This window comes from Nitrosopumilus cobalaminigenes (assembly GCF_013407145.1).
Lineage (GTDB): Archaea > Thermoproteota > Nitrososphaeria > Nitrososphaerales > Nitrosopumilaceae > Nitrosopumilus > Nitrosopumilus cobalaminigenes.
The window spans coordinates 233609-258485 of the sequence record NZ_CP026993.1 but is presented as its reverse complement, the minus strand read 5'-3'; the positions used below and the strand labels follow the sequence as shown (position 1 = coordinate 258485).

Annotated in this window: 29 protein-coding genes and 3 tRNA genes; 14 read left to right on the top strand and 18 right to left on the bottom strand. The window is 33.3% G+C overall.

From position 1 onward, the window contains the following. Positions 1–31 precede the first annotated feature (31 nt). The 3 genes from C5F47_RS01485 to C5F47_RS09630 are packed head-to-tail and all read right to left on the bottom strand — an operon-like array spanning position 32 to position 2621. A complete protein-coding gene (locus tag C5F47_RS01485) occupies positions 32–343 on the bottom strand; it encodes a hypothetical protein (protein WP_179361156.1) in 312 nt (103 codons plus the stop codon). Next, on the bottom strand, positions 340–1497 hold the full coding sequence (locus C5F47_RS01480) for an AAA family ATPase (protein WP_179361155.1): 1158 nt from the start codon (positions 1495–1497) through the stop codon (positions 340–342). The genes C5F47_RS01485 and C5F47_RS01480 overlap by 4 nt, the downstream gene beginning before the upstream one ends. Positions 1498–1505: 8 nt before the next feature. Further along, complete coding sequence (locus C5F47_RS09630; protein ID WP_246271145.1) at positions 1506–2621, bottom strand: hypothetical protein; 1116 nt, start codon at positions 2619–2621, stop codon at positions 1506–1508. 83 nt (positions 2622–2704) lie between these two features. Here C5F47_RS09630 and C5F47_RS01470 point away from each other — a divergent pair, with 83 nt between their 5' ends. From C5F47_RS01470 to C5F47_RS01460, 3 genes are all read left to right on the top strand, one after another. Continuing rightward, complete coding sequence (locus C5F47_RS01470; RefSeq protein ID WP_179361154.1) at positions 2705–3505, top strand: inositol monophosphatase family protein; 801 nt, start codon at positions 2705–2707, stop codon at positions 3503–3505. Positions 3506–3638: 133 nt separating this feature from the next. Continuing rightward, a complete protein-coding gene (locus C5F47_RS01465) occupies positions 3639–4481 on the top strand; it encodes an FAD-binding oxidoreductase (protein ID WP_179361153.1) in 843 nt (280 codons plus the stop codon). 104 nt (positions 4482–4585) lie between these two features. Continuing rightward, complete coding sequence (locus C5F47_RS01460; RefSeq protein WP_179361152.1) at positions 4586–4753, top strand: DUF1059 domain-containing protein; 168 nt, start codon at positions 4586–4588, stop codon at positions 4751–4753. 4 nt (positions 4754–4757) lie between these two features. Here C5F47_RS01460 and C5F47_RS01455 read toward each other — a convergent pair whose 3' ends face one another. The 3 genes from C5F47_RS01455 to C5F47_RS01445 form a co-directional block, all read right to left on the bottom strand. After that, positions 4758–5834 (bottom strand): glutamyl-tRNA reductase, encoded by a 1077-nt coding sequence (locus C5F47_RS01455; protein WP_179361151.1) that lies wholly within the window; start codon positions 5832–5834, stop codon positions 4758–4760. A gap of 11 nt (positions 5835–5845) precedes the next feature. Next, positions 5846–6565 carry a hypothetical protein gene (locus C5F47_RS01450; protein ID WP_179361150.1) on the bottom strand — a complete coding sequence of 240 codons (720 nt, stop codon included), beginning with the start codon at positions 6563–6565 and terminating at the stop codon, positions 5846–5848. A gap of 136 nt (positions 6566–6701) precedes the next feature. Next, positions 6702–6779, bottom strand: a tRNA-Asp gene (locus C5F47_RS01445). 96 nt (positions 6780–6875) lie between these two features. Here C5F47_RS01445 and C5F47_RS01440 point away from each other — a divergent pair. Beyond that, positions 6876–6949 (top strand) — tRNA-Lys (locus C5F47_RS01440). A gap of 16 nt (positions 6950–6965) precedes the next feature. Here the strand turns inward: C5F47_RS01440 and argH are convergent. Next, positions 6966–8426: an argininosuccinate lyase gene (argH, locus tag C5F47_RS01435; RefSeq protein WP_179361149.1), complete on the bottom strand. Its 1461-nt coding sequence runs from the start codon at positions 8424–8426 to the stop codon at positions 6966–6968. A gap of 49 nt (positions 8427–8475) precedes the next feature. Between argH and C5F47_RS01430 the strand changes: the two genes are divergently transcribed. After that, complete coding sequence (locus tag C5F47_RS01430) at positions 8476–8799, top strand: metal-sulfur cluster assembly factor (protein WP_179361148.1); 324 nt, start codon at positions 8476–8478, stop codon at positions 8797–8799. On the opposite strand, the gene C5F47_RS01425 is transcribed toward C5F47_RS01430, so the two are convergent. From C5F47_RS01425 to C5F47_RS01410, 4 genes are read right to left on the bottom strand one after another with little or no spacing between them, the layout of a single operon-like run. Further along, on the bottom strand, positions 8796–9551 hold the full coding sequence (locus C5F47_RS01425; protein ID WP_179361147.1) for a succinate dehydrogenase/fumarate reductase iron-sulfur subunit: 756 nt from the start codon (positions 9549–9551) through the stop codon (positions 8796–8798). The two genes, C5F47_RS01430 and C5F47_RS01425, sit on opposite strands and share 4 nt — an antisense overlap. A gap of 2 nt (positions 9552–9553) precedes the next feature. After that, positions 9554–9898 carry a succinate dehydrogenase/fumarate reductase transmembrane subunit gene (locus C5F47_RS01420; protein ID WP_179361146.1) on the bottom strand — a complete coding sequence of 115 codons (345 nt, stop codon included), beginning with the start codon at positions 9896–9898 and terminating at the stop codon, positions 9554–9556. A 1-nt stretch (position 9899) separates the two neighbouring features. Continuing rightward, positions 9900–10331, bottom strand: coding sequence for a succinate dehydrogenase/fumarate reductase transmembrane subunit (locus C5F47_RS01415; protein WP_179361145.1), 432 nt, complete (start codon positions 10329–10331; stop codon positions 9900–9902). Continuing rightward, positions 10332–12044 (bottom strand): succinate dehydrogenase/fumarate reductase flavoprotein subunit, encoded by a 1713-nt coding sequence (locus C5F47_RS01410; protein ID WP_179361144.1) that lies wholly within the window; start codon positions 12042–12044, stop codon positions 10332–10334. A 95-nt stretch (positions 12045–12139) separates the two neighbouring features. On the opposite strand from C5F47_RS01410, the gene C5F47_RS01405 reads away from it, so the two are divergent. Then, positions 12140–12649 (top strand): PadR family transcriptional regulator, encoded by a 510-nt coding sequence (locus C5F47_RS01405; protein ID WP_179361745.1) that lies wholly within the window; start codon positions 12140–12142, stop codon positions 12647–12649. 87 nt (positions 12650–12736) lie between these two features. After that, entirely contained in the window at positions 12737–13582 is an 846-nt protein-coding gene (locus C5F47_RS01400) for an isocitrate lyase/PEP mutase family protein (RefSeq protein WP_179361744.1), read from the top strand. Positions 13583–13611: 29 nt separating this feature from the next. On the opposite strand, the gene C5F47_RS01395 is transcribed toward C5F47_RS01400, so the two are convergent. After that, positions 13612–13899 carry an AlbA family DNA/RNA-binding protein gene (locus C5F47_RS01395; protein WP_026090010.1) on the bottom strand — a complete coding sequence of 96 codons (288 nt, stop codon included), beginning with the start codon at positions 13897–13899 and terminating at the stop codon, positions 13612–13614. Between C5F47_RS01395 and C5F47_RS01390 the strand changes: the two genes are divergently transcribed. Next, a complete protein-coding gene (locus C5F47_RS01390; protein ID WP_246271142.1) occupies positions 13898–14551 on the top strand; it encodes a HEAT repeat domain-containing protein in 654 nt (217 codons plus the stop codon). The genes C5F47_RS01395 and C5F47_RS01390 overlap by 2 nt on opposite strands. 1 nt (position 14552) lies before the next feature. Here C5F47_RS01390 and C5F47_RS01385 read toward each other — a convergent pair. Then, positions 14553–14626 (bottom strand) — tRNA-Ala (locus C5F47_RS01385). A 126-nt stretch (positions 14627–14752) separates the two neighbouring features. Between C5F47_RS01385 and C5F47_RS01380 the strand changes: the two genes are divergently transcribed. Genes C5F47_RS01380 through C5F47_RS01355 form a run of 6 tightly spaced genes read left to right on the top strand, consistent with a single transcriptional unit; the run spans position 14753 to position 18887 of the window. After that, positions 14753–15598: an FAD-binding oxidoreductase gene (locus C5F47_RS01380; RefSeq protein ID WP_179361143.1), complete on the top strand. Its 846-nt coding sequence runs from the start codon at positions 14753–14755 to the stop codon at positions 15596–15598. A 51-nt stretch (positions 15599–15649) separates the two neighbouring features. Next, the gene (locus tag C5F47_RS01375) at positions 15650–16252 is read left to right on the top strand and encodes a nucleotidyl transferase family protein (protein WP_179361142.1); all 603 of its coding nucleotides are present in this window, start codon (positions 15650–15652) and stop codon (positions 16250–16252) included. A 34-nt stretch (positions 16253–16286) separates the two neighbouring features. Next, positions 16287–17204 (top strand): branched-chain amino acid transaminase, encoded by a 918-nt coding sequence (locus C5F47_RS01370; protein ID WP_179361141.1) that lies wholly within the window; start codon positions 16287–16289, stop codon positions 17202–17204. Then, a complete protein-coding gene (locus tag C5F47_RS01365; RefSeq protein ID WP_179361140.1) occupies positions 17205–18140 on the top strand; it encodes a Gfo/Idh/MocA family protein in 936 nt (311 codons plus the stop codon). Next, positions 18137–18406, top strand: coding sequence for a Trm112 family protein (locus tag C5F47_RS01360; RefSeq protein ID WP_179361139.1), 270 nt, complete (start codon positions 18137–18139; stop codon positions 18404–18406). The genes C5F47_RS01365 and C5F47_RS01360 overlap by 4 nt, the downstream gene beginning before the upstream one ends. 4 nt (positions 18407–18410) lie before the next feature. Beyond that, complete coding sequence (locus C5F47_RS01355) at positions 18411–18887, top strand: acyltransferase (RefSeq protein WP_179361138.1); 477 nt, start codon at positions 18411–18413, stop codon at positions 18885–18887. Here C5F47_RS01355 and C5F47_RS01350 read toward each other — a convergent pair. The 5 genes from C5F47_RS01350 to gins23 are packed head-to-tail and all read right to left on the bottom strand — an operon-like array spanning position 18884 to position 24825. After that, positions 18884–19114: a hypothetical protein gene (locus C5F47_RS01350; RefSeq protein ID WP_179361137.1), complete on the bottom strand. Its 231-nt coding sequence runs from the start codon at positions 19112–19114 to the stop codon at positions 18884–18886. The two genes, C5F47_RS01355 and C5F47_RS01350, sit on opposite strands and share 4 nt — an antisense overlap. Then, positions 19111–20103 (bottom strand): MraY family glycosyltransferase, encoded by a 993-nt coding sequence (locus C5F47_RS01345; protein WP_179361136.1) that lies wholly within the window; start codon positions 20101–20103, stop codon positions 19111–19113. The genes C5F47_RS01350 and C5F47_RS01345 overlap by 4 nt, the downstream gene beginning before the upstream one ends. Continuing rightward, on the bottom strand, positions 20104–22230 hold the full coding sequence (locus C5F47_RS01340) for a DEAD/DEAH box helicase (protein WP_179361135.1): 2127 nt from the start codon (positions 22228–22230) through the stop codon (positions 20104–20106). Then, positions 22227–24308 (bottom strand): minichromosome maintenance protein MCM, encoded by a 2082-nt coding sequence (locus C5F47_RS01335; protein WP_179361134.1) that lies wholly within the window; start codon positions 24306–24308, stop codon positions 22227–22229. Before C5F47_RS01335 ends, C5F47_RS01340 begins: the two co-directional genes overlap by 4 nt. Next, entirely contained in the window at positions 24295–24825 is a 531-nt protein-coding gene (gene gins23, locus C5F47_RS01330) for a DNA replication protein Gins23 (protein ID WP_179361133.1), read from the bottom strand. The genes C5F47_RS01335 and gins23 overlap by 14 nt, the downstream gene beginning before the upstream one ends. Positions 24826–24877: the final 52 nt, after the last annotated feature.

Genomic DNA, 24877 nt, shown 5'->3' with positions numbered 1-24877 from the left:
AATATCAACGATTGATGTTTTTTTTAGAAAATCAAGTGTTAAGAATTGGAAATTTCTTGTTCACGGATTTCTGATAAGAGCCAAAAGTATCTTTTTCTTCACTACATTTCTTACAGATACACAATTGAGAGACATTTGGGATATCACAGTTTTCTTGAAATTCACATTGAGCGCATCCAGCAGAAGCCCCACATACAATACATTGTAATTCATTTGTCTGGGCACATTTTTCATGTTTAACACCTAACCCTTTGGCCCAAAGGCCAATTTCGTTAACAGGTATTTTTTCATTACAAACAATACAGGTACCTGGGAACTTCATAGGAATTTTTCTCCAGCTCATTGTAATAGTTCAATCTCCTTTTCAATAATATCACCATAAGTTTCCTCTAATTCTAATTCTAAAGATTTGTTTTTGATACAAAATAAAACAAATGGTAAACAGATAGAAACAAAAGAACTTGAAGACAAATGTAATTTTCGTGCCATAACAGATGATAATGATTTAATTTTTGCACCATCCCAACGAATTCTATTTAGTAATGGCCAAGACAAATTGTATTGTGCATATCTAATTCTGTCATCATTTTGATATAATTTAATTAAAATATCATTTAGATATCTAAGTAATCTCCAATTTTGTGTTTTCATTATTCTTCCATAAAGCATGTCAGCTTCAGATATTGTTTCTAAATATTTTGTAAGTGTAGGATTATCCAATTCGCTTGTAATTATACTGGAATAAAATGCGTGTATTTTTTCTCTTGGATCAATTTGCATTGAATATAGAACACTTCTTGCTTCATCAATAGATTTTGCTTTAAAGAAAGCATTTACACCATCTTCGACATTAATACTTTCAAAAGTTTTTTCAGTTTGAGGATTAAATCCAGTCACTAAAGATTGTGTAAGATTTATCATAGAACGAATATCTCCTTTTGATTTATCAATTACTTTAATTAATGAACCAGGACTTAGTTTTGCACTTTGTTTTTGTAAAATATTTTCAAGATATACACGCAATAATCTTGGGGGAATTTTTTTGAATTGAATTGTTTTCACAACTTTTTTGATACTTTTCATTTTATCAGAAGTATCACTATTTGCAGCCAGAACAATTGGAACTGTTGGTTCTTTTAAAATATCTACAAGTGCAGAAGCACCACCATAATCTCCACGACCATGAATTCCATCAACTTCATCGACAAAAATCATAGGAATTCCCATGACACTTACATTAGCTAAGACAGGCGTAAGAATTTCATTTATTCGAGATTTACTCCTGACATCACTGGCGTTTAACCCAATCATATCATATCCAAATTGTTTTGCTACAAGATATGCAATTGTGGTTTTTCCAATTCCAGGAGGACCAACTAAAAGTAATGGTTTTGTGCCTTTTTTCCATTTGACAAACCATTCAGTAATTGCTGCTCGTGCTTCTTCATTTCCCACCATGTCAGAAATTATCTGAGGTCGGTATTTTTCAGACCACATCAAGGTAATCACTTAGGGAGTTTAGAGTGATACTCTGACCATTTATTGGCTTTTTGTAGTTTATTGAACCAATATTGATTGTAATGCTCTACAGTCAAAAATAAAAATTCTAAAAATTCTTTATGAGAAAAATTTTCAGGTAGTAATTCAAGGGTAAGTCTTGCATCTTGTAAATACAAATTACTTTTTTCCAAAGTAACATCAAATCCTTTTTTCACATCATCTGCCAATAATGAATAATAAAGTGGCCACGAAGGTATTTTTACAAACCCATTTTTAATAGAATCTTCAATTTCATTTCCACATCCAACACCTTCAGCAGCTCTTGCCATACCCAAATAGAAAATTTCGCCCAAGGGTCTTTCTGCCAAAGCCATATTTCTCCCAGCAGTTCCCATTACTGCACGATATTTTTTGTAGGACAAGGTCATTTCCTCTTCAGTAATTTCCGTTGGTTTTGATTTTAATTTCTCGTCCAAGTATTGTCCAATTCTAGCATCTTCAAATCCAGCTTCAAATTCTTTTAGAACTTGCTCGCCACCTTTTGAGATTTTATCTCTAGCTAGTTTCAGAATGTACGGATTCATTAATTTGTAATCATCTAAAAATTCTAAATCTTCATCCTTATCTACAATTCTATCCATTGGTTCACTAAGATCAATTGCAAGAATATGTCCTTCTACCATATCTTGTTTTAGTTGTGGATCATCTCTTCCAGAATACTCTGCTGCAGCATCAAATAATCCGTTAAACACAGGGAAAGTCATTTTTACAAAATTAGAATTTAGAATTCGATTAACTCTATCTTGCATTACTTCAAGATTGTCTAATTTTGATTTGATAGGCTCAATTTCAGACGCATTTAGGATAATTTCGGTGGAACCTACTTCATTTCCAAAAGCTTGTTGAGTAGCATTAGGATTTGTGTCGGATTGAATCTCATCTAATAGACCTTTTGCAAATCTCTCTGCAAAATTAGGAAATTGCTTTTCTGTTTCTTCCTTGTATTTGTTAAATAATTTGTAACCTTTAGATTTGAACAATGCTTGTTTAATGATCTGTTTTCCAGGTTTTGTACTCATTAAAGCTTCTTTACTAATTACAGATTGATCTTTACCACTCACAATCGTTTAGCTTCTTTATTGTTATTTATGCTTTCAAATGAAATATTTTCTTCACTTAAATTACGAATGACTAGTTTGGCAATATGGAAGTTATAGAAATTCTTCGTGAAGCTTCGAATAGGATTTATGAAAATGTAAAGGATCTTGCTGGAACAGATGATGCAGCAGGAGATTTTGGCGTTGGAGCAGGAGGAGATATTTCAAGAAACATAGACATGGTTGCTGAAAAAACTGTTTTAGATTATCTAAAAGAAATTAATTTTGAATGTGTAGTATTAGGTGAAGAATGTGGACGAGTTGAATTATCAGATGAACCAAAAGGATTTGTAATTATGGATGCAATTGATGGTTCTGCAAATGCAGTAAGAGGGGTTCCTTTTTTCTGTAGTTCATTAGCATTTGCAACTGAAAACAAACTTAGCTCAATTACAGATGGCGTAATAACAAATCTTTCAAATGGTGAAATGTATTGGGCATCAAAAAACAAAGGTTCATTTTTTAACAATAAACAAATCAAAGTACATAAAAAAGATCCAGTTTACAAAATAGTTGGAATCAATACATCTGGTTCATCTATTGAATTAATGAATAAACTACATCCAATTTTTGAAAATCATAATCACACTAGACATTTTGGTGCAAATGCTCTTGAAATGGCAATGTTTGCAAAAGGATTAATGGATATTTTTATTGATTTACGAGGGAAAATCAGAATCCAAGATATTGCTGCAGGTTATGTAATTGTAAAAGAAGCAGGAGGAATGCTATTAGATGCAGATCTGAATCCGCTTGATGCAGATCTTAGTTATGAGACAAGAGTTTCTTTTATTGCAGCTGCAAATCAGGAAATTTTAGATGAAATAATGTCACAAATCAATAAATGAGTTTTTAGAATAAAAAATTGAATTTTTGCCAATAGTTTGATAATTTATTTAGCATTCTTGAATTTTCAATAGATCTTTCAAGGTATATGCTAAGAGAAATATATTTAACCAAAGTCGGGAAAAAACTTCTTGTATGGTAACTGAGATGAAAGCAAAGGTCGTCTATAGGGAGTTACTCAAAGAAGATTTAGTGATAATTAGATTGGTTCCAGAAAATGGAATGCCAGAATACAAAACAGGTCAATTTTTGACAATAGGCCTTCCAATTCCAGCAGAGAAAAAAGTTGTGAGAAGAGCATATTCTATTGCATCGCATGCAGAAAATAGAGATTATTTTGAATTTGTAATTAGATGGGTTAGAAAACCACTTCCAGGTCGTGTTACAACTGAATTATTTTATCTAAGTGTTGGTGATGAAGTATCTCTAGGAGATCCAACAGGAGCTGCACTACAAATTAGTGACAAATTACCTAATGGGCAAAAAGATAACAGAAGAGTGATTTGTGTTGGGGGAGGTACAGGACTAGCACCATTCATTGCATTTGCTAAACATTTTCACGATACCAATGATAAAAGAGAAGTAGTTGTTCTTCATGGCGCAAGTTATGTTGATGAATTAAGTTACAAGAGATTGTTAACTGACCTAGAATTAGAAAGTGAAAAAAAGGGAAGAGACAAATGGAATTTCAGATATAGAGCTGCAATTAGTAGACCAAAAGAATTTTTCAACAGATCTTGGAATGGTCATGTAGGCAGAGTTGAATCATTTTTCAAGCCTGATAAAAAATCTGGATTGTCACCAGTGGAAGAAATGGTGGGTGAGGAATTGACTCCAGATAACACCATCATCTACATTTGTGGATATCAAGGAACAATTGATGGTGTGATTGAGTATCTTGGTCCTAAAGGATTCGTAACTGAACATGAGAAAAAACCAGATGGAAGTTTCGGGATCAAGTTTGAATCATATGGATAGAAAATTCAATTAATTTTAGTTCATTTTAAATTAGAAATTTCTAATGTATGTCATTTCTAATTACTTACCTGTGGATTTTTATATTGATTATTTTTCACCAAGTTATGGCAAAACTCAAGTGTAATGATTATGGATTTGAGTGTGATTTTGTAGCTGAAGGAGAAATGGAAGAAGTAATCGATAATTTTAGAGCCCATACAGATGACGAACACGGAATAGATTATTCTAAAGAAGCCGTTATGCAGTTTCTCTTAAGAAAACAAGGATTATAGTAAATTAAGCATCTAGTCTTTTCATTCTAGCAGATAAAACAGGTAGTTCTTTTTCAATGATTTTCTCTACTGCAGGAACAATTCCAACTCTAGCTTTTACACTTTCTTCATAAAGTTCTGCAATCTGATCTCTGAACAACAATTTGATTCCAGGTAGTGCAGTTATTCCTTCATCAACAGTTCTTGGATCTGATAAATCAAGAATAAGAGTTCCTTTTTTCTTTTCTTCCATTATCAATCTAATTCTTTCATATGTGATTAAAAAATAATCAGAAGTTGTCGCAACGAAGATAATATCATATTTATCAAATCCTGCTAAAACAGCATCAAAATCAACAGGAGTTCCACCAAGAATTGTTGTGAAACCAGTTGCACGGTCTAAACTTCTACTAGTAACATCAAATGCAATACCTTTTTTGTTTAGAGTTTTTGCAAGCATGGCTGCAGGCTCACCAGTTCCTATCACAAGTACTTTTTTCTTGGAATCAAGACCGGCTTTTTCATCAACTAATTTTACTGCAATATCACCTAATGAAATTACATCTTTAGAAATTCCAGTAGTATCTCTCATTCTAATGGCTAAACGAATTACACTATCAAATAATTTATTGAGAATATTTCCAGATACACCAGCATCTTTTGCATTTGACAGAGATTGAACTATTTCATCAAAAATTTCTTGTTTTCCAACAACTACAGAGTCTAATCCAGATGCTAATCGTAATAGATGTAGATATACATCATCACCTTTGTAAACTTCAAGAGTTTGATCAAAGTGATCTATATCAATTTGTTCTAAAGATGATAAAGATACCCAAGTGTCTTTAATTTGGTTTAACACAAGTGTTTTACCTTCTACTCTTCTTGCATCTGGAGAATCATCGATTTCAACATTACTTACTGTAAATATTTCAACTCTACTTGCAGTTTGAATAATAATACATTCATCAACACCATCAATTTTTTTAAATTCTGCACATGCAGCATTCACATCTTTGAAAGTAAATTTAGATAACGTATGTAAAGGTACATTCTTGAATGTAACTCTTGCATTCAATACATCAAATCTAATTTCACCCAATCATATCACCATTAAGCACTAATTTTGTCACGTCCGCCTTTTGCAGTTCTAAATACATTCATTCCAAGATAGAAATTTTCATGTAAGGATTCCAAGTAAATAATTTCATTTTCAGTTTCTTTAATTTCTTTTTCAGTTGCATCAGGATTATTTTTTAATTGTTCAAGTTTTTGTTTGGTTTCTTCTAAAAAGGAATCAACACCACGTTCATAATTTGAAACACCTTCAAATTCAGGACTAAGAACATGTTCAGGAATATATGCAGGAGTTTGATCTTGTGGAATTTCAGCGATTCTAGTAAGTGATTCTTGTTCATCTGCTGAAAGAATTGGTCTTGGGAATCGGTCTTCCTTTTCTAACCAGAATTCAGGTTCCCCCATATCTCGTCTAAAAATTTCTTCACCTTGTCTCTTAAATGTATAATCTGATTTTGCTGCTGCATCTGCTTTTACTTCAGCTGCTATTGCTTTGTATTCTTCTTCAGCTGCTGCTTCTGCTTCAGCTTTAGCTGCTTCAGCTTTTGCAAGAGCCTCCTTTACTGCAAGTTCTGCTTCTTCAACAGCTTTAGCTGCTGCTTCAGCTTTTAATGTTGCTTCTTCAGCTGCTTTTGCTTCTTCAGCTGCTTTTGCTTCTTCAGCTGCTTTTACAGTTTCATCTGAAGATGGTTTTTCAGATGTTGAATCTTCAGTAGGTTTTACTTCGACTTCAGATTCTTTTTTCTCTTCAGACAACAAATTTCACTAAAATTCCCTGAATTTTAATATTCTTGTGAGATTCATCTTCAAACTATCCTAATTCAAGAATATTTTCTGAGAATTTTATTTTGATCGGATGTAAAATGAACATCTATCAATGAAATAGAAATAATGGCGCCCTCGGCGGGATTTGAACACGCGTCTCAGCCGTGACAGGGCCGAATTCTAGACCGGGCTATACTACAAGGGCACAATTTCATTGAGTCAAACTGCCAGATTAAAAGTTTCTGTCACAACATTAGATTTTGTAAAAGACTAAATTATACAGTTAAAGCATTTTTTACGAGGGTCTATGGCGCAGCCAGGTAGCGCACCGGACTTTTAATCCGGTTGTCAAGGGTCCGAATCCCTTTAGACCCGCTCTCTTTTACTTTATTCATTCAAGAATTATGTTGATTTGTTTTGTTAAATCACTAATTGACAAAGTGATCTTATTTTCTCTTTGAGATACATCATTTCTATACTGATTGATTTTTTGAGTTCTATCAGAAATCATGCGTTTTTGTTCATCATATCCTGAAGAACCCAGTGAGGTCCTGTCTTTTAATGAAGAAACAACAGTGGTTGTAGATATAATTTTTGAGACAATTTTAGGATCAACTTTAGTTCCAGCCACAGATTTTTTAATTTCTGACAAAGTTAATTTGGATATTGGTTTTTTTGAAATATGAGCTAATTGAACCAAAGTTCCAGAGATTTTGTGTGTTACTCTAAACGGAATTCCTTCTTGAACTAATTTCTCAGCAATATCTAAAGCTATAAGATTACTTGATTCAGTTATTTTTTTCATTTGTTTTTCATTGACTTTTAAAGTTAGAAGAATTGATTTTAAAATTAACAAAGCACTAATAGAAATTTTTGATGTAGACCAAATTGAGGATTTTATTTGTTGTAAATCACGTCCATATCCAGATGCTAAACCTTTGACAGTTGTTAGAATTGCAGTTAGATTTCCAATAATTTCTGCAGTTTTACCTCTTGTTAATTCTAAAATATCTGGATTCTTTTTTTGAGGCATTACACTTGATGGAGACGTAAATTCATCTGAAAGTTCAATGAAAGAAAATTCAGATGTAGACCAAATTACAAAATCTTCAGAAATCTTACTAAGATTTGTCATTAAAATAGCAACCATTGCAACATACTCTGCTACAAAATCACGTGTACTTGTAGCATCAATAGAATTTTCAACAAGGCCATCAAAACCCAACATCTTTGCTGTGCTATGTCTGTCAATTGGAATACTTGTACCTCCAACAGGTCCTGCTCCAAGGGGACTATGGTTAATTCGTTCAAACGTATTATACAGTCTCTCAAAATCTCGAGTTAAAACATCAGCATGAGCTAAAAGATAATGTGAAAAAAGCCCTGCTTGAGCTTGTTGAAGATGTGTGTAAAGTGGCATGATGGTTTTTTGATGATTTTTAGCCACAGATACCAAGGCTTCAATTGTATCTAAAAGACAATTACATAGAATATTGATGTCATCTCTAATTTTCATTCTAATATCTAAAACAACTTGATCATTTCGTGATCTTGCAGTATGCATTTTTCCACCGCTTGCCATTCCAGCTTTCTTTATCACCAATGTTTCAATTAATTCGTGAATATCTTCTGCTCCAGAAGAAGCATCAAATTTTTCATTTTTTAAATTCTCTAAAGCAGTTAAGATTTTTTTTGCATCATTTTTTGTGATAATGTTTTTTTGAAACAGCATCAAAGCATGCGCTTGACTTCCAAGAATATCATACATGGCTATTTCAGCATCATCATCAATTGATGAAACATAATCCAAAGTAATATCACTCAAATCAGTACCAAGACGAGAACGATACATTACCTAAGGTTCTATAATGGTTATATATAGCAACAATGGTTTTCACGACATGAGCCAAGATATCAAACTGATGAGAGTGAAAATATTTGATGAGCTATCAAAGATTGTAGATCCAGAAATTAACACATCAATCGTGGAATTGGAATTAATTGATGAAGTTGATATCAACGATAGTAATGTCAAAGTTGATTTACATCTTACCAGTCCGTTCTGTCCAGCAGTGTTTGGTTTTAAGATTTGTCAAGATGTTCACGATAATCTATTGAAAGTAGATGGAGTGAAAGATGTGAAAGTGAATGTGTCAAATCACTTTATGGCAGAACAAATCAACAACCAAGTAAACAATAGTCCTAATCCAAAAAAATTAGGTTAACTTCTAAAACCTAGCATATAGCCTCTAAGTAGTTGAATTCCCATTGCAGGATCAACACCTTTTGGACACACTTGACTACAAGAACCAGCGAAATGACATCTCCAAATACCGTGAGAGTCATCAATTATTTTTAGTCTAGAGTCTTTACCTTTATCTCTACTATCAGCAACGTAACGATATGCTTGAGCTAATGCTTGAGGCCCAACAAAAGAAGAATCAGTTGCCATTGTAGGACATGCAGAATTACATAGACCACATTTGATACAATTTGCAAATTGGATGTATTGTTCTACTTCTTCTGGAGATTGTAAAAATTCTTTTTCATCAGATACTAATTCAGTATCATCACGAATCAAATATGGTTTAATTTTTTGATGAGTATCAAATAATTGTTCAAATTTAACAGCCAAATCACGAATTACTGGAAAATTATTCATTGGTTCAACTGTAACAACATTAGAATCTAATTCACTAATTTTTGTAAAACATGCTAATTTTGGTTTTCCATTTATTATCATTCCACAAGATCCGCATGTAGCTTGTCTACAGGAATATCTAACTGCAACAGAATGATCAAAATGTTTTTTCACATCAAGAATAGCCTCTAGAACAGTTGTCCATTTTTCATATTTTATATTAAATTCCATGAATCCACTTGACTCATCATGTTCTGGATTGAATCTTGAAATTTTAAGAATGATAGATTTTGCTGTGGGAGATTGTTCATTTGAAATACTAGAAACTTGTGCCATTCCTATACCATCCCCATGTTTGTCATAATAATTGTTCTTGAGCCGTAGGCTATTAATCCAATCATTCCTGCAAGGCATCCATAAGAGACTGCTTTTTCATACATTCTTCCTTGTTTTAGTTCAAGTAAGATTACTCTTAGCCCATTAAATCCATGAACAGATAATAAAATTAGAATTAGTTCTAACATGATAGCATATGGAATAAATTTGTAATTAGCAAGTACATTCTCATATTCTAGAGACTCAGCATAGTTCATTGTAAGACGCATCAAAATATGAACTGCAACTAAAGCCACAGCTGCTAAAGCAGTCCCATAGTGAATTTTCATAATTGTGCTTTCTCTCATTTTATTCACCAAACATTACCGCTATACCATACATCATTGCAATGGCTGCAAGAACCATTGCAGAGTAAATTCCTATTTTATGTCTATAATTTTGGGATGCAGGATCATATGGATAATCAGGTCTTGCAGGTGTACCTACGCCAACTCCACCATGTCCCAACATTACTCTAACACCATTTACAGTATGAAATACACACATTGCAATTACAATGGACATAATGATATGTCCTTCAGTGGTGGATATCATTGCCATAAATTCATTCCAACCAACTTTTCCTCTTAGGATATTACTTGTTTCATAAATATGACCAATAAAATATGCTAATAATCCCAATCCACTTATTCTCATTAACAAATATGCAACACGTTCAATTCCATATCTACGTGGATTAATCATTCCACCAATACCTTCTCTATGATCATCTTTAGGCATCTAGTATTTCCTCTCCACTGGCTGATATTTAGTAATTGTAACTGGATGGGTTTTCATAATTGGTCCGTTTGGATCATAATAAGCAAGAGTGTGATGTAAAAAGTTGGCGTCATCACGTTTTGGGAAATCAGTTCTTGCATGTGCACCTCTTGATTCTTTTCTATTAATTGCACCAAGTAACACTATTTCTGCTACTCTAAACATTGAATCAAGTTCCATTACATTTGCAAAATTTGTATTGTATTCTTTTGCTTTATCATCAACATGTTTCCAAGTTTGTTGTTTGAGTTCTCGAATTTTCTTTAAACCTTCAACAAGATTTTTCTCATTTTTGTAGACATATGCTTTTTCATTCATTGTGTCAGTAAGTTGTTGTCTAACTTCATATGGATTAACATCTCCATTTCCTCTAAAAATTCCATCATAGATTCTCTTCTCTTCAGCTGCCACCAAATGATGAGGCCAAGGATTTGTAGATTCATTCTTTTGAATATAATCAATTGCCAATTCCCCTGTAATTTTTCCCCAAACAATACATTCAGAGGTAGAATTTGCACCTAAACGATTAGAGCCATGAACACTATTACATGCAGCCTCTCCAGCTGCCCAAACACCTTGAATTTCCGTTGCACCATCAATATCAGTATGAAGCCCTCCCATCATATAATGACAAACAGGTCTAATATCCAGTAAATCCTTGGAAGGATCTTGGCCTGAAAATTTAATTGAGATTTCTCGGATTCCACCTAATTTTTCTTTAATTTTTTCATCTCCAAGATGTCGTAAATCAAGTTTCATACAATCTACACCAGTTTCATGTTTAAATCCACGACCTTCTTGAATTTCTGTCATTATTGATCTCGATACAATATCACGTGGAGCTAACTCCATTTTACCAGCTGCATATGTTTTCATAAATCGTTCACCTTTGTTGTTTAGAAGATAACCCCCTTCTCCTCTTGCACCTTCAGTAATTAAAATTCCAGATGGTAAAATTCCTGTTGGATGAAATTGTACAAATTCCATATCTTTGAGTGCCATACCAGCACGTAACCCCATGTCCAATCCATCAGGAGTTGAAGAAAGGGCATAAGTTGAAAAGCTGTATAATCTTCCTGCACCACCAGTTGCAATGATGAGCGCTTTTCCTTTAATCGTGTAAAATGTTCCAGAACCCAATTCAATTGCAGTAACTCCCATGAATCGTTTTCCATCATGAACAATTGATGTTACAAACCATTCGTTAAGATATTCAATATTTTCAAATTTTTGACAAGTGTCATACAATGTTTGCATTTCAAAGAAACCAACTTTGTCTGATGCATAAGTAGCTCTAGGAAAACTATAACCACCAAAATTTCTTTGATCAATTCTTCCATCATCTCTTCTAGACCATGGCATTCCCCAATGATCTAATTGATGAATTTCTTGTGGCATTTCAACACATAATCTTTCTGCAACATCTTGGTCTGCAAGAAAGTCACTTCCTTTCACAGTATCATAAACATGGGATTCAATTGTATCACCTTCATCCTCAAAGAGAACAGCTGCAGTTCCACCCTCTGCTGAAACAGAATGAGAACGCATCACTTGGACTTTAGAAACAATTCCGATTTTGAGATTAGGTCCTTTTTTAGCAGCCGCAATAGCAGCCCTCAAGCCTGCAAGGCCAGAACCACAAATAATCAGATCAAATTCAAGAGAATCTACCATTTTTCAGTCAAACTTGTTTTGGGCGAGATAAATATGTAGTAATTGCCAGGCATGATCCAAAATATTAAAATATATCACTAGTGATATCACTAGTGATGATTTCTGAATGGTTTCAAAGAGTAGGAAGTTCAGTTCCTAGAGGATTTTCAAGATATTTCATTTTAGAATTATTAAAAAAAACTCCTCATACAGGAAAAGAAATCATAGATTATGCAGTTGAGCAAAGCAACGGCATTTGGAAACCATCACCAGGATTAATCTACCCATTGTTAGGAAGATTACTGGATGAAGGACTGATTGAAGAAACTAAAGATGGAAAGTATCAGTTAACGAAAAAAGGAAAAGATACAGCTGAAGATGTTGATAAAGTAAATGATATTGTTAAGAAGCAATTAGAGGTTTTGTTCAGACTAGGAAATGTAGGACGATTTGTTGCCATAGATCTATTAGAGAAAATTTCTGCTATGGGATCTATTCTTAGTTCTAACTTTGCCAATATGACTGAAGAAGAGACAAAGAAATACAAACAATTTCTTGAAACAGAACTAAAAAAAGTTCAAGAAAAAGACGTAAAGAAGAAAGGCAAAGAAATTAAGATCGAATAATTAAAAATTATTTCATTCTAAAATTCGTATTGATTAAAATCATAAATAATTCGTAAAAAGTACAAAATCATGAAAAAGTTGAAGAGTATGTTAAAATCAAAAAAACCACTGGTAATTCCAGGTGTTTATGATGCACTAGGTGCAAAAATTGCTCAAAAAGTTGGATTTGATGCAATGTTCCAAACGGGATATGGAACATCTGCAACATTATTCGGAATGCCAGACTATGGATTTATCGGAGCAACTGAAACTGTAGATAATGCTAGAAGGATTTGTAGAGCTGCATCAATTCCAGTTATTGTAGATTCAGATACAGGATATGGAAATGCATTAAGCGTATGGAAATTAGTAAAAGAATTAGAATCAGCAGGAGCATCAGGTATTTTCCTAGAGGATCAAAAATGGCCTAAGCGATGTGGACACATGCAAGGAAAAGACGTAGTTTCTCAAGAAGAATATACAGAGAAACTATCTGCTGCAATTGATGCTAGAGAAAGTAAAGATTTCATCATTGTTGCAAGAACAGATGCTAGAGCAACTAAAGGATTAGATGAAGCCATTGAACGGGGTAAACAAAATAAAAAGACAGGTGCTGATGCAGTTTTTGTTGAAGCTCCAAGATCAATAGATGAAATGAAAAAAATTGGAAAAGAGATCAATGCACCACTTGTTGCAAATATGATTGAGGGTGGAGCTACACCATTGAGTTCTGCTGAAATATTAAGTGGAATGGGATTCAATATTGTTCTATATCCATTGTCAGTTCTATACGCAAATACATTTGCAACAATGAATATTTTACTAGAATTAAAGAAAACTGGAAACACATCAAAGTACAAACAAAAAGTGGTGAATTTTGATCAGTTTAACGACTTGGTTGAACTTCCAAAGTTTAGAAAGATGGAAAAAAAATACGAAAAATCTAAGAAATAATAAAATAAAAAATTTCAAGTAAAGTACAGTTAATTTGTATTTCTCTTTACTTCAATTTCTATAGTTGAAACGTTTCTTGTTCTACCGTCTTGTGACTCTAATGATTCTGAGCCAATTTTTATTTCTCCGATAGAGTAGCCTGCATTTTCTGTCTTTCTTGCAATGATTTGAGCTACATCGACAGCACGTCCAATGCTGAGTCCTCTAGCTTTGATGTTGACGGAAGGTAAGTTTGCCAATTGAATTAGCGTTGATGTTACATATGCCATCAATGGTTTCTTACCAATGAATACGGTGTCTCTGGTTTCATTTGACATGCAGATTTTGGTATTTAACGATAATTTAAAGCTAAAAGGGGATTTTCTAATTAAATTAAAAATTTTTGAAAAATTTGAACCATTATTAACTAGAAAGAAGGAAATTAGTCAGAACTTGGAAAATATTTCAAAAGTTTTAGAATTGGGAAGCAGTAAAGAAAAAATCAAAATTTTAGAAACGTTAGATAATATCGATAATCCAGAAATTTTAGAAAAAATTATTTCTAAGTTAGATGATGACGATGTTGAAGTTAGGGGGGAAGCATTTAGTTCTCTCATTTTAAATAAAAATAAAATTTCAGATTTTTTAATTACTAGTTTGGATGCTGCGAATAAAAACATTAGAGGCTTTACATCACTAGTATTAGCAAATAGAAATGAAACTGATGCAATTCCTGAAATAATTAAACTTGCAAAAGATGAACGCTCTATGGTTAGATCATGTGCGTTAGGAGCTTTAGGACATCTAAAAGCTCAAGAAGCAAAAGAAATTTTCCTTGAAGGGTTATCTGATACTAATTTGGAAGTAAAAAAAAGTGCTTTGCAAGCAATAATTGATTTAAAAATTTCAATTTCAGATGAAAAAATCAGAGATATTTTAAAAGAAAAAGATCATGAAATTGAAAAAATGATTTCTTTAATAAAAAAATAAGTGGACCGGAAGGGATTTGAACCCTCGATCCCATGCATGCCATGCACATATCCTACCGGACTAGACGACCGGCCCAATAATCAGAATTCTGATCGAAATATCTTTTTCAAATTTGGTTATTAACGTTTAGAGGTCTACAAGATAATCTCGTTATGAAATTAACACAATATATTTAACCGTGCAAATGCTGATTCAATCGTTATGGTCGTAGATAACAAAGCAACTGTCACTTATGTTCAATTATTAAAAGAAGATCTTGTAATTATTAGATTAGTTCCAAAAGAGGGTCCTGTTCCGGAATACAAAGCAGGTCAATTCATCACATTGGGATTGCCAAATCCGGTAGAAAATGGAAAAATTGTAAGACGAGCATATTCAATTGCATCACATCCAGAAAATAGAGATTATATTGAATTAGTTATCAGATGGGTAAGAAAACCACTTCCTGGAAGATTAACCACACAAATTTTTAATGTAAAAGAAGGGGATGAAATTCTTTGGTTGAAACCAACAGGTAGAGCATTACTAATTAATGAGGAATTAACAAATGGTGAAAAAGATACTAGACGAATTGTTTGTATTGGTGGAGGAACAGGTTTAGCCCCATTCGTAAGCTTTGCACAACATCTTCATGATTCAGGAGATAAACGAGAAATCGTAGTTTTGCACGGAGCAAGTTATGTTGATGAACTAAGTTACAAAGATTTGCTTACTGATCTTGAAAACGAGAGTATTGCAAAAGGCAAAGATCAATGGAATTTTAGATACAGAGCTGCAATCAGTAGACCACAAGAATGGTTTAACAGATCATGGGCAGGTCAAGTAGGAAGAGTTGAAACATTCCTAAGACCAAGAGATGGAGGACTTTCACCATTAGAGGAATTAATTGGTGATAAAATTACTAAAGAGAATACAATATTCTATGTTTGTGGATGGCAAGGAACCATTGACGGCGTAATGGACTTTTTGAATCCTAAAGGCTTTGTTACAGAACACGATAAACGTGAAGATGGAAGCTTTGAAGTTAAATACGAATCATACGGATAGAACTTTTTTAAAATCAATCATTGAAATATGAGAATTATTTAGTTGATGTAATTGATTACGGCACTTTATCTTGCACATCTAAACCCAGTAACAAACGCACATGTAGAAATCATTAAGGAATTGAAAAAACAAGCAGACGTTGTCAAGGTAATGCCAGTAGTATTCAAGGACGAAGGTAGAGAAATAAACAGTAAAAGTTTCCCATTTAATTTTGAAACTAGAAAGAAGATGCTTGAATCCATTTTTGGAGATTCAATCAAAATTACTGAAGATTATGCATTTCTTGCACCATTTAAAAAATATCTCCCCCCTTTAGTTAGAAGAAAATCATGGAAATTAAGAAAACAAATACTTGATGGTGTTGAAGGGGATTATTTTTCTTACACTGGTGATAAAGCAGAAGGATACATGTTGAAAATGTATAGACTAAGACCAAAAATTGGAGAAAGAAAAGCATTGTCTGCAACATCAGTAAAAGAAAAACTGTATGATGCAGCACTGAAAAAAAAATCTACGTGGAAAGAAGATGTTCCGGAAGAGATAGTAAAAATTATTGAAGAAGAGTGGAAGACAGTAAAGGAATTTGCAAATCAAGAAGATCAAACCACAAGAATTGTAGGAATGAAATTTCCCAAAGAAGGATATTCAAAATAAATAGAGATTAATACACATCTGATAGAATTTTTTCATGGGACTTCCACTTTCAAAATACGTATGGTTTGATGGAAAGTATGTACCTACAGAAAAAGCACAAGTTCCAATAACCACACATGCAATTCATTATGGTACATCAATTTTTGAGGGAATCAGGGCATATTGGAATGGGAAAAATCTCAATGTGTTTAGATTGGATGAACATGTAAAACGATTTAGAAGATCGGGGCAATTTTACAATATTTCACTAAATTTTTCTGATGATGAAATTACTAATGCAATCATTGGTATTTGTAAAAAAAATAAAATAAAAAAATCTTGTTACATCAGACCATTTTATTTTGTTGGAGATTATGGAATTAATCTACATGTAACTGAAAAAGCACCTACCAATGTTGCAATCTTTACATTTCCATTCGGAGATTTATTCAACAAAAATGGAATTACTGCAGGGGTAGTATCTTGGAGAAAATTCTCAGACATGTCAACACCGCCACAGGCAAAAATGGGTGGAAATTATCTAAATTCAATTATTGCAACTCAAGAGGCAAAAAGAAATGGATTTGATGAAGCCATATTGCTTGATCATAACGGAAATGTCAGTGAGGCACCTGGTGAAAATATTTTCATTATAAGAAATGGTCAGTTAGTTACACCATCACTTGCTTCATCTGCACTAGAAGGAATTACTCGTGATGCTATTATCAAAATTGGGAAAGACTTGGATCTAGATGTAATTGAAAGAGACATTACTAGAAGTGAATTAATCATTTCTGAAGAAATCTTTCTTACAGGTACTGCAGCTGAGATAACGCCAATTATCAAAATGGATTCAAAGAAAATTGGGAATGGAAGACCAGGAGATATTACAAAAAAGATGATGCAAGAATATACTGAGATAGTAATGAACAAAAACGATGACTATTCTCATTGGTTAACTGAGGTTTATTAAATGAAAATTGTTCAAATTGGAACCGGCGGATGGGGGAAAAATCATACCAGAATTCTATCTCAATTAGGAGTGCTAGTAGCAGTATGTGATGCAGATTCTCAAAAAAGTAAAGAATATGGAGAAAAGTATTCAGTTAATCATTATGAATCACTAGATGAATTACTAAACAGAGAAGATTTTGATGGAGCTTTTGTTGTAACTCCCACATCAACTCACTCTACAATTGCAAGAAAACTGTTAGAAGCAAAAAAACATGTATTTGTAGAAAAACCAATGACCTACGAATCTGAAGAGGGTCAAAATCTTGCAAAACTAGCAGACAAAAACAAAGTGATTCTAACTTGTGGATATATTGAGAGATTTAATCCTGCAGTTGATGTAGTGAAAAAAATGGTCAAAGATAAAAAATATGGCGAATTGGTAATGCTTGAATTTCACAGAGAAAACAGAATGCCTCTTCATATCAAAGATGTAGGAATAATCTATGATACATCAGTTCATGATATAGATACTGCAAATTGGTTGTTTGATGATATGCCACAAGTTGTATTTGCAAGAGCTGGGAAAATTAAACATGAACATGAAGATTTTGCAAGTATTATGCTAGGATACAAAAATGACAAAGTTGCGATAATTTCATCAAATTGGATAACACCGAAAAAATTAAGAAAATTCAACGCAGTATGTACTGATGCAATTATTTCATCTGATTTTATTAGCCAAGAGATAATTATAGAAAAAGATGAAGAGTCAGAAACAGTTCAAAATGAAAAACAAGAACCATTGTTACTTGAAATTCAAAGCTTTCTAGGAGCTATTGAAGGGAATAATGAACAAGTAGTCAAATCACAAGAAGCAGTCAACGTAACTAAGATTGCTGAAGCTGCACTTTTATCTAGTCAAAAAGGAATTCCTATCTATCTGGATCTAAAATGAACAAAACAATGATGGATATATTGGCATGTCCAATTGACAAAAATAATCCTTTAGAATTATTTGAGATTAAGGAAAAAAACAGTGTGATATCTGAGGGAGTAATTTTTTGCCCAAAATGTTCTAGATTCTACCCAATAATTGAAGAAATTCCAATAATGCTACCTGACGAATTACGAGATAAAAAACAAGAGATAGAATTTCTGAAAAAATTCAAGGATCAATTACCTGAAAAAATTATTACAATGGCAAACCCATGGCATTTGTAAGATAATGGTCACTAATTTTATTTCAGAAAAAGCAAAGATTGGAAAAAATGTTCAGATTTGGCATTTTTCATATGTTGGAGATAACGTAGAGATTGGAAATAATGTCAAGATTGGCTCACTTGTTCATATTGATTATGATGTAAAGATTGGAGAAAATACAAAGATTGAAGGTCAAGCATACATTCCCCCACTTTCAAGAATTGGAAAGAATGCTTTCATTGGTCCAGCTGCAGTGTTAACAAATGATCCTTATCCAATGTGTAACAAAATGATAGGAGTAACTATTGAAGACAATGCAATAATTGGTGCACGTGCAGTAATCAAAGCAGGAGTCACAGTTGGAAAAAATAGTGTAGTGGCAATGGGTGCGATTGTAACGAGAGATGTTCCTGAAAATTCTGTTGTGATGGGATCACCAGCTTCTATCAGATACACCAGAGAAGAATATGACAAGAAACAAAGACAGTGGAAAGAAAGTTAGAGTTTAATTTCTTTTTTGAAAATCCAATTCTTTAATTTTGATAAAATCAAAATCCAAACTACAACTAGAATTAGTGCAATTACTGCTTTAATCATAGATGCAATAAACCAATTAAATTCACCAAATCCAGAAATTGAAATCGGTCCAAGAAGTGTCACTACAATTCCACCTCCAACAATAATTAATCCCCACATTGCAAACAAAAATCCAAAGAGATCAGATTTCAAAGTGACACTCCCATCATAAATGCAGTAATTACTGCTAAAACTCCTGAAAAAATTGCTAATTTGAAAATTGCAAAACCAACTTGTTTTTCAGACATTGGTCCGCCTGCAAGAATTAATCTTACCAGCGTAACAGGAGCTTTCTTGTCATTAGTTGCCTTTAATCTGAAATCTTCTGTATGATCTACAGGTTTTCCTTTGATTTGTCTATGTTCTACAACCCGTTTTACGCTTGATAGGAACAAAAATGAGTTGATTACTGCAGGTAATAGCGCAACTGCTGCAATAATTTCCACACCACCAACAATTGCAATTGCACCATACATTGCACCTAAAGTAAGAGCGCCGGAATCTCCAGGGAAAATCCTACTGGGAATTTTATGATATTTGTAAAATGCCAATGATACAAATCCAAGAGGCAAGCTAACTATTGCAATCTCATAGTTTTGTACAATAAAGAGACAAATCGATAATGAAAAACTAGCAATCACCATAAACCCACTGGCAACACCATTTAGGACATCAATAGAATTAATGGTATTTCCAGTGATTGGAATCATGAAAATAATTAATGCCAGATATAATGCAGGAATTTGTACAGTTCCAAATAATGGAAAAGCAAGATTACTATCATACGTTCCAAGTGCAATAATAGGAATTGCAGCTATTGCAAGTGCGACAGGTTTGAACCATCCTCCCATGACTTTTCTATCATCAACATATCCAATTAGAAATGCAGCCGTGGTTGTAATGAGTATAGCAAGAATTTCATTCATCTGTAAAAATGCATAGAGAGCAATTTCTGATGCAATAATCCCTGCAATAATTGCAGGGCCTCCAGGCCTAACTACCATAACATCTTCTTTTTTGTTCATGTCTTTAACTGCAAAATTTCTTTTTTCTAAAATTTTGATTAATGGTGGAATCATTACAAACACTACAACAAATGCTACAATGCACGAAAATATTGCAGGAATTAGTAAATCAATCAATTATCTAACCTTTCGTAACTCTGCCTTTATGTTATCCGCAATGGTTGAACCAATTTTATCAATTTCTGCTAATTTATTCACTGGAATTTTCCTCAAATCATCTAGATTCTTAATTCCATGTTTAAAGAGAATTCGAGCCCTAACCCTTCCAATTCCTTTTACTCTTACCAAATCAAGTAATTCCTCTCTAATTCCATAAACCACTCTATTTCTCAAATCACCTAATTCTTCAAGTAAATCTGCTCTCTCTACGTGCTTGGAAATCTCTCTGAGGCAATAAGATAGCCAGTTTGCATTCTCAGTCATTCTATGCATGTCACCAGACTCAATTCCAAGGCTGTCAGATAGAGATAATTCAGTAGATTCAGTAATCCATGACTGTAAAGCTAAAAGACTTCTTGAACAATCATACTCTGAAATTGGTTCTAATAGCTGTGATGAATTGTTTTCAATCATTAAACTTGCAGTTTCATAGTCTTTTTGTCGTAGTGAAAATTTTGGGAAAAATTCTTCACAATTTGTAATCAGATGTAAATATCCAAACGTATGTTTTCTTTCTTCAGAGACATTCTCAATTGAATCGCTAAAGTATGTTGCAGTTAACGGATCAATATACAACATTGAAGTCTTTTTACCAAATTCAGTTGCTGCATATCGTTCACCTTTTTTAATTATAAGAAATTTACTTGAAAGAAAACGTAATGATATATCAATAGCAAATTTTATTGTAGGCTTTCTTGATTGTAGTCCACCTAATGTTTGTAAAAAGAATTCTAAAATTTCTTCTTTTTTGATTCCAGGATGTGTAACTATGACACTTAGAATATGAGTACGCAAAGATTTGTCATCTGTAATTTTTGATTCAATTGGTTCAGGTTCTCCATTAATGTAATATTCTATAAGATCTTCAGTATTTCCATTTCCAACAATAATTGATTCTCCAAAATCATCGTATTGGGGCCTTCCAGCTCTTCCACAAAGTTGTTTGTATTCTAGAATACTAATTGGTCTATTTGCTCCAACTTTTGCATTATATCTATTGATATTAGAAATTACTACTCGTCTTGCAGGAAGATTGACACCAGCAGCTAGAGTAGGAGTTGATGATAATAGTTTAATTGTTCCTTTACGAAATTCAGTTTCGATTGTTTCTCTACATTTTTGATTTAGTCCTGCATGATGAAACGCAACTCCTTTTTTTACCAGTGATGCCAATGTCTTGACTAGTTCAGTATGTTCATTTTCAGATAGAAGTTTTTTTGATGTTTTTTCTAGTTCGGTAATTTCTTTTTTTTCTAAAATTTTAGATATTGTATCAGATGCTTTTGTTGCAAGAGATTTTGAACGGGTTCTAGTCTCTGCAAATACCAGGGATTGACCTCCTTCTCTTACGGATTGTACGCCTAAATCTATCGGCGTGCCCATCAAACTACGCTCAACTTCAAAGGTTTTACCATCACTCATTGTAACTTGCCCTTCATCACATACTCCTTCAGATAGTGGGACTGGTCTCCAGTCATTTTTTACCAGTTTGCATTCAAGCCAATCTGCAATCTCATCAGAATTTGTAATTGTTGCACTAAGACCTACAATCTGAGGTTTTGTTTCTAAGAGTTTGAGTTGTGTAAGAATCATCTCAAGTGTTGGACCCCTACTTTCATCACCAATCAAATGGACTTCATCAGAAATTACTAGACCAATCTCATCAACCCATTCAGATCCATGTCTAATTATGGAATCCATTTTTTCATTTGTTAAAATTAACACGTTACTTTTCTCTAGATTTTTTTCAATGTTTTCAAAATCACCAGTAGATATTGCAACCTTTATTTTATTTCCTATGGCAATTTTTTCTAATTTTTTAAATTCTGTAAACTTTTCAGCAGCTAATGCTCTTAGTGGACTGAGATAAATTACCTTACCCTTGTTTTTTGATAGAAAACTAAGCATTGCAAGCATGGCAATCAAAGTTTTTCCACTTGCAGTAGGAGCTGAAACTAGTATGCTTTTTCCATCTAACAGTCCGGACTTTATGCTATCTGCTTGTGGGGGATATAATTTTGTAAAACCTTGTGATTTTAGAAATTCAATTGCAGATTCAGGAAGTTTTAGTTTATCTATATTCATACTCGGTTATAGTGACCGGGTTTTGATTCATAAATAGATGCTTCTCTGAGCATTCTTCGGATATAGTTTCTTGCCTCTTCTTCTGTGAATTTCTCACTCTTTTCGAGTTCTTTGACAAATGTTTTCTCTTCAACTGGAACTTTGTTATCACCCTCAAGACCTTTGAGTATATCCATAAACAATTGCATTTTTGAAACTTCACTTCTTGGTTTTCCTTGTAATACACCAAGATCGACTTTGCCGGTATTGACATCAACACCAGCATCTTGCAACATACTCTGAATTAGGAAAATTGCACGTTCGGCATCTTCTTCTTCTACCTTGTCTTTCATGAGTAATCTTGCTCTAGCAGTTGAAAGTCTAACAATTCCTTCTAATTGTCTAGGAGTAACTGTAATCATTTCTTCAGATTCTACATTTCTCATTTGTAGATAATAATCGAGTATTTTGGCTTCAGCCTCTTTAGTTAATTCAGGGGTTCCACGTTTTGCATATGAAAGATATTTTGTTAGTAAATCAACTTCAATAACAGATTTTTTGTCTGTACCTTGCGAAGTGTTTCTTCTAATGATGTGTTTTGCAATTTGCATATCTCTTTCTTTAGTTGGAATATCTCTTACAACAAAGATCAAGTCAAATCTTGTAAGTAATGGGATTGGCAAATTAACATTTTCTGTAATATTTTTGAAAGGGTCATATTTTCCATACATTGGGTTTGCTGCAGCTAAAATTGATGTTCTTGCATTTAGTGTAGCAACAATACCACCTTTTGCAATACTTGCAGATTGTTGTTCCATAACTTCGTGTAATGCACTTCTGTCCTCTGGTTTCATTTTATCAAATTCGTCTATACTTACAAGACCCTGATCGCCTAGTACAACTGCACCAGCTTCTAACATCATAATTCCTGTCTTGTCTCTAACAACTGCAGCTGTAAGACCAGCAGCTGTTGAACCTCTACCAGAAGTATACAAACCTCTTGGTGCAATTCTTGCACAAAACTTTAGCATTTCAGATTTTGCAGTACCAGGATCTCCTACAAGAAATACGTTGATGTCTCCTCTAATTTTACTTCCATCACCAAGTAATCTTTGGTTGGAACCTACAATAAGTAATAAAATAGCTTCTTTGATTAATGATTGACCTTGAATGTGTGGAGCAAACGAATCTATCAATCTTTGATATACATCAGAACTTTGAGCAAGGGATTTGATTAATTTCTCTTCTTCAGGGGAAATTTCTTCTCTGCCTATTTTTCTATCAGTTTTAGAACCTCTACCACTCAAAAATTCGATATTGTTTCCTTCAATTCTTAATCGGTATAATCCACTGTGTCCTCTTTGAACTCCTGCAACTGATTCTTGTTCCACTCGCACTACACCAGTAAGGATAATTCTGTCTCCAGGTCTGGAATTATCTACTAAATCCTGCCTAGTTGTGACATCAATATAGTGAGGCAATTGTCCAGGAGGTAAATCTTCAGGAAGTTCCTGTAATCTTAGAATTTGAAAATCGATAAATTTGCTTGCTTCAGGTTTTAGCTCAAAATCTCTATGTTTACAAGATGGATTATCACAAACTATAGGAATCTTGACATCCATTCCTTTTAGTTGGATTACTTTGGTTGGATGTTCATCAGGACATACGAAGACTAGTTCTTTGGCAAGTGGTTTTACTTCAGATGCACGAACTACCATTCCTGAAACACTGGTAATTTTTCCAATTGTTTCAGCATTAATTTGTCTTAGACTACGCTCTAGTGGGAAATTGATTAATCTTACACGTACTTCATCTTTGATTTTTTCAGCATATTCAGGGAATCTTGTTTGTAATGCTTCTTTGATTGCTCTAGCAAATGCATCAAATATCCTATCAGGATTTTGTGAAAACATAATTTCAATTTGTGGTTCAATTACCAAGTCATTGTAATCTACAATGATGTATTTTGCATTCTTTGGCATCATCTCATCTATTGCATCTACATACTTGTAATTGCCATCTCTATCCTTGAATCTTGTTAAGAATTCCTTTACCTTATCAGATAATGCTGAATCTGTAAATGTACTAGCTTGTGCCATTTTCGTTTCTTTCTCCTCTTATCTGTTTTTCAAATTCTACACTGTTTTCATGGATTGTTTTATAGAAGATGCTTTCCTCGACAGTTAATTTATTGTATAATTCAGAATTTAGTTTGATAGAATCTGCAATCTTTACTAGTTTGCCTCTTCTCATTCTAAATAGTTCTAACATCATACTTTCAACTTTATCAAAATCGTCATTGTTTAATTCCTTCATAGACTCTTTTAATCGGATGTAAAAATGAGGATCAAGTGTGGAAATCTGATATTCACCAACCATTTTTTCTTTTGATAATGCTTGTTTTAGTTGGGTGATCATATCGGGGGAATTGAGTGTTCCTATGTTGTTTTCAGAGAGAATCTTCCCTACCCACTGAGGCATGTTATTGGTATCACCTTGTGTGCCTTCAATTTTCATTCCAGCAACATTATATTTGAAATCTTGATTTATTGTAATCTTAGCATCCTTTAGGCGATATCCTATTGAATGTACTTTTTCTATTTTGTCTATTTCCATTTGAGATCACTTAATCTGATTTGGACCCTCAAGTACCGGATCGATCAATTCT

Bases quoted from the DNA above. Each gene is read 5' to 3' on its own strand.
- C5F47_RS01485 (WP_179361156.1), bottom strand. From the start codon at position 343: ATGAGCTGGAGAAAAATTCCTATGAAGTTCCCAGGTACCTGTATTGTT.
- C5F47_RS01480 (WP_179361155.1), bottom strand. From the start codon at position 1,497: ATGTGGTCTGAAAAATACCGACCTCAGATAATTTCTGACATGGTGGGA.
- C5F47_RS01470 (WP_179361154.1), top strand. From the start codon at position 2,705: ATGGAAGTTATAGAAATTCTTCGTGAAGCTTCGAATAGGATTTATGAA.
- C5F47_RS01465 (WP_179361153.1), top strand. From the start codon at position 3,639: ATGGTAACTGAGATGAAAGCAAAGGTCGTCTATAGGGAGTTACTCAAA.
- C5F47_RS01460 (WP_179361152.1), top strand. From the start codon at position 4,586: ATGGCAAAACTCAAGTGTAATGATTATGGATTTGAGTGTGATTTTGTA.
- argH (WP_179361149.1), bottom strand. From the start codon at position 8,426: ATGTATCGTTCTCGTCTTGGTACTGATTTGAGTGATATTACTTTGGAT.
- C5F47_RS01430 (WP_179361148.1), top strand. From the start codon at position 8,476: ATGAGCCAAGATATCAAACTGATGAGAGTGAAAATATTTGATGAGCTA.
- C5F47_RS01425 (WP_179361147.1), bottom strand. From the start codon at position 9,551: ATGGCACAAGTTTCTAGTATTTCAAATGAACAATCTCCCACAGCAAAA.
- C5F47_RS01420 (WP_179361146.1), bottom strand. From the start codon at position 9,898: ATGAGAGAAAGCACAATTATGAAAATTCACTATGGGACTGCTTTAGCA.
- C5F47_RS01415 (WP_179361145.1), bottom strand. From the start codon at position 10,331: ATGCCTAAAGATGATCATAGAGAAGGTATTGGTGGAATGATTAATCCA.
- C5F47_RS01410 (WP_179361144.1), bottom strand. From the start codon at position 12,044: ATGGTAGATTCTCTTGAATTTGATCTGATTATTTGTGGTTCTGGCCTT.
- C5F47_RS01405 (WP_179361745.1), top strand. From the start codon at position 12,140: ATGATTTCTGAATGGTTTCAAAGAGTAGGAAGTTCAGTTCCTAGAGGA.
- C5F47_RS01400 (WP_179361744.1), top strand. From the start codon at position 12,737: ATGTTAAAATCAAAAAAACCACTGGTAATTCCAGGTGTTTATGATGCA.
- C5F47_RS01390 (WP_246271142.1), top strand. From the start codon at position 13,898: ATGCAGATTTTGGTATTTAACGATAATTTAAAGCTAAAAGGGGATTTT.
- C5F47_RS01395 (WP_026090010.1), bottom strand. From the start codon at position 13,899: ATGTCAAATGAAACCAGAGACACCGTATTCATTGGTAAGAAACCATTG.
- C5F47_RS01380 (WP_179361143.1), top strand. From the start codon at position 14,753: ATGGTCGTAGATAACAAAGCAACTGTCACTTATGTTCAATTATTAAAA.
- C5F47_RS01370 (WP_179361141.1), top strand. From the start codon at position 16,287: ATGGGACTTCCACTTTCAAAATACGTATGGTTTGATGGAAAGTATGTA.
- C5F47_RS01365 (WP_179361140.1), top strand. From the start codon at position 17,205: ATGAAAATTGTTCAAATTGGAACCGGCGGATGGGGGAAAAATCATACC.
- C5F47_RS01360 (WP_179361139.1), top strand. From the start codon at position 18,137: ATGAACAAAACAATGATGGATATATTGGCATGTCCAATTGACAAAAAT.
- C5F47_RS01355 (WP_179361138.1), top strand. From the start codon at position 18,411: ATGGTCACTAATTTTATTTCAGAAAAAGCAAAGATTGGAAAAAATGTT.
- C5F47_RS01340 (WP_179361135.1), bottom strand. From the start codon at position 22,230: ATGAATATAGATAAACTAAAACTTCCTGAATCTGCAATTGAATTTCTA.
- C5F47_RS01335 (WP_179361134.1), bottom strand. From the start codon at position 24,308: ATGGCACAAGCTAGTACATTTACAGATTCAGCATTATCTGATAAGGTA.
- gins23 (WP_179361133.1), bottom strand. From the start codon at position 24,825: ATGGAAATAGACAAAATAGAAAAAGTACATTCAATAGGATATCGCCTA.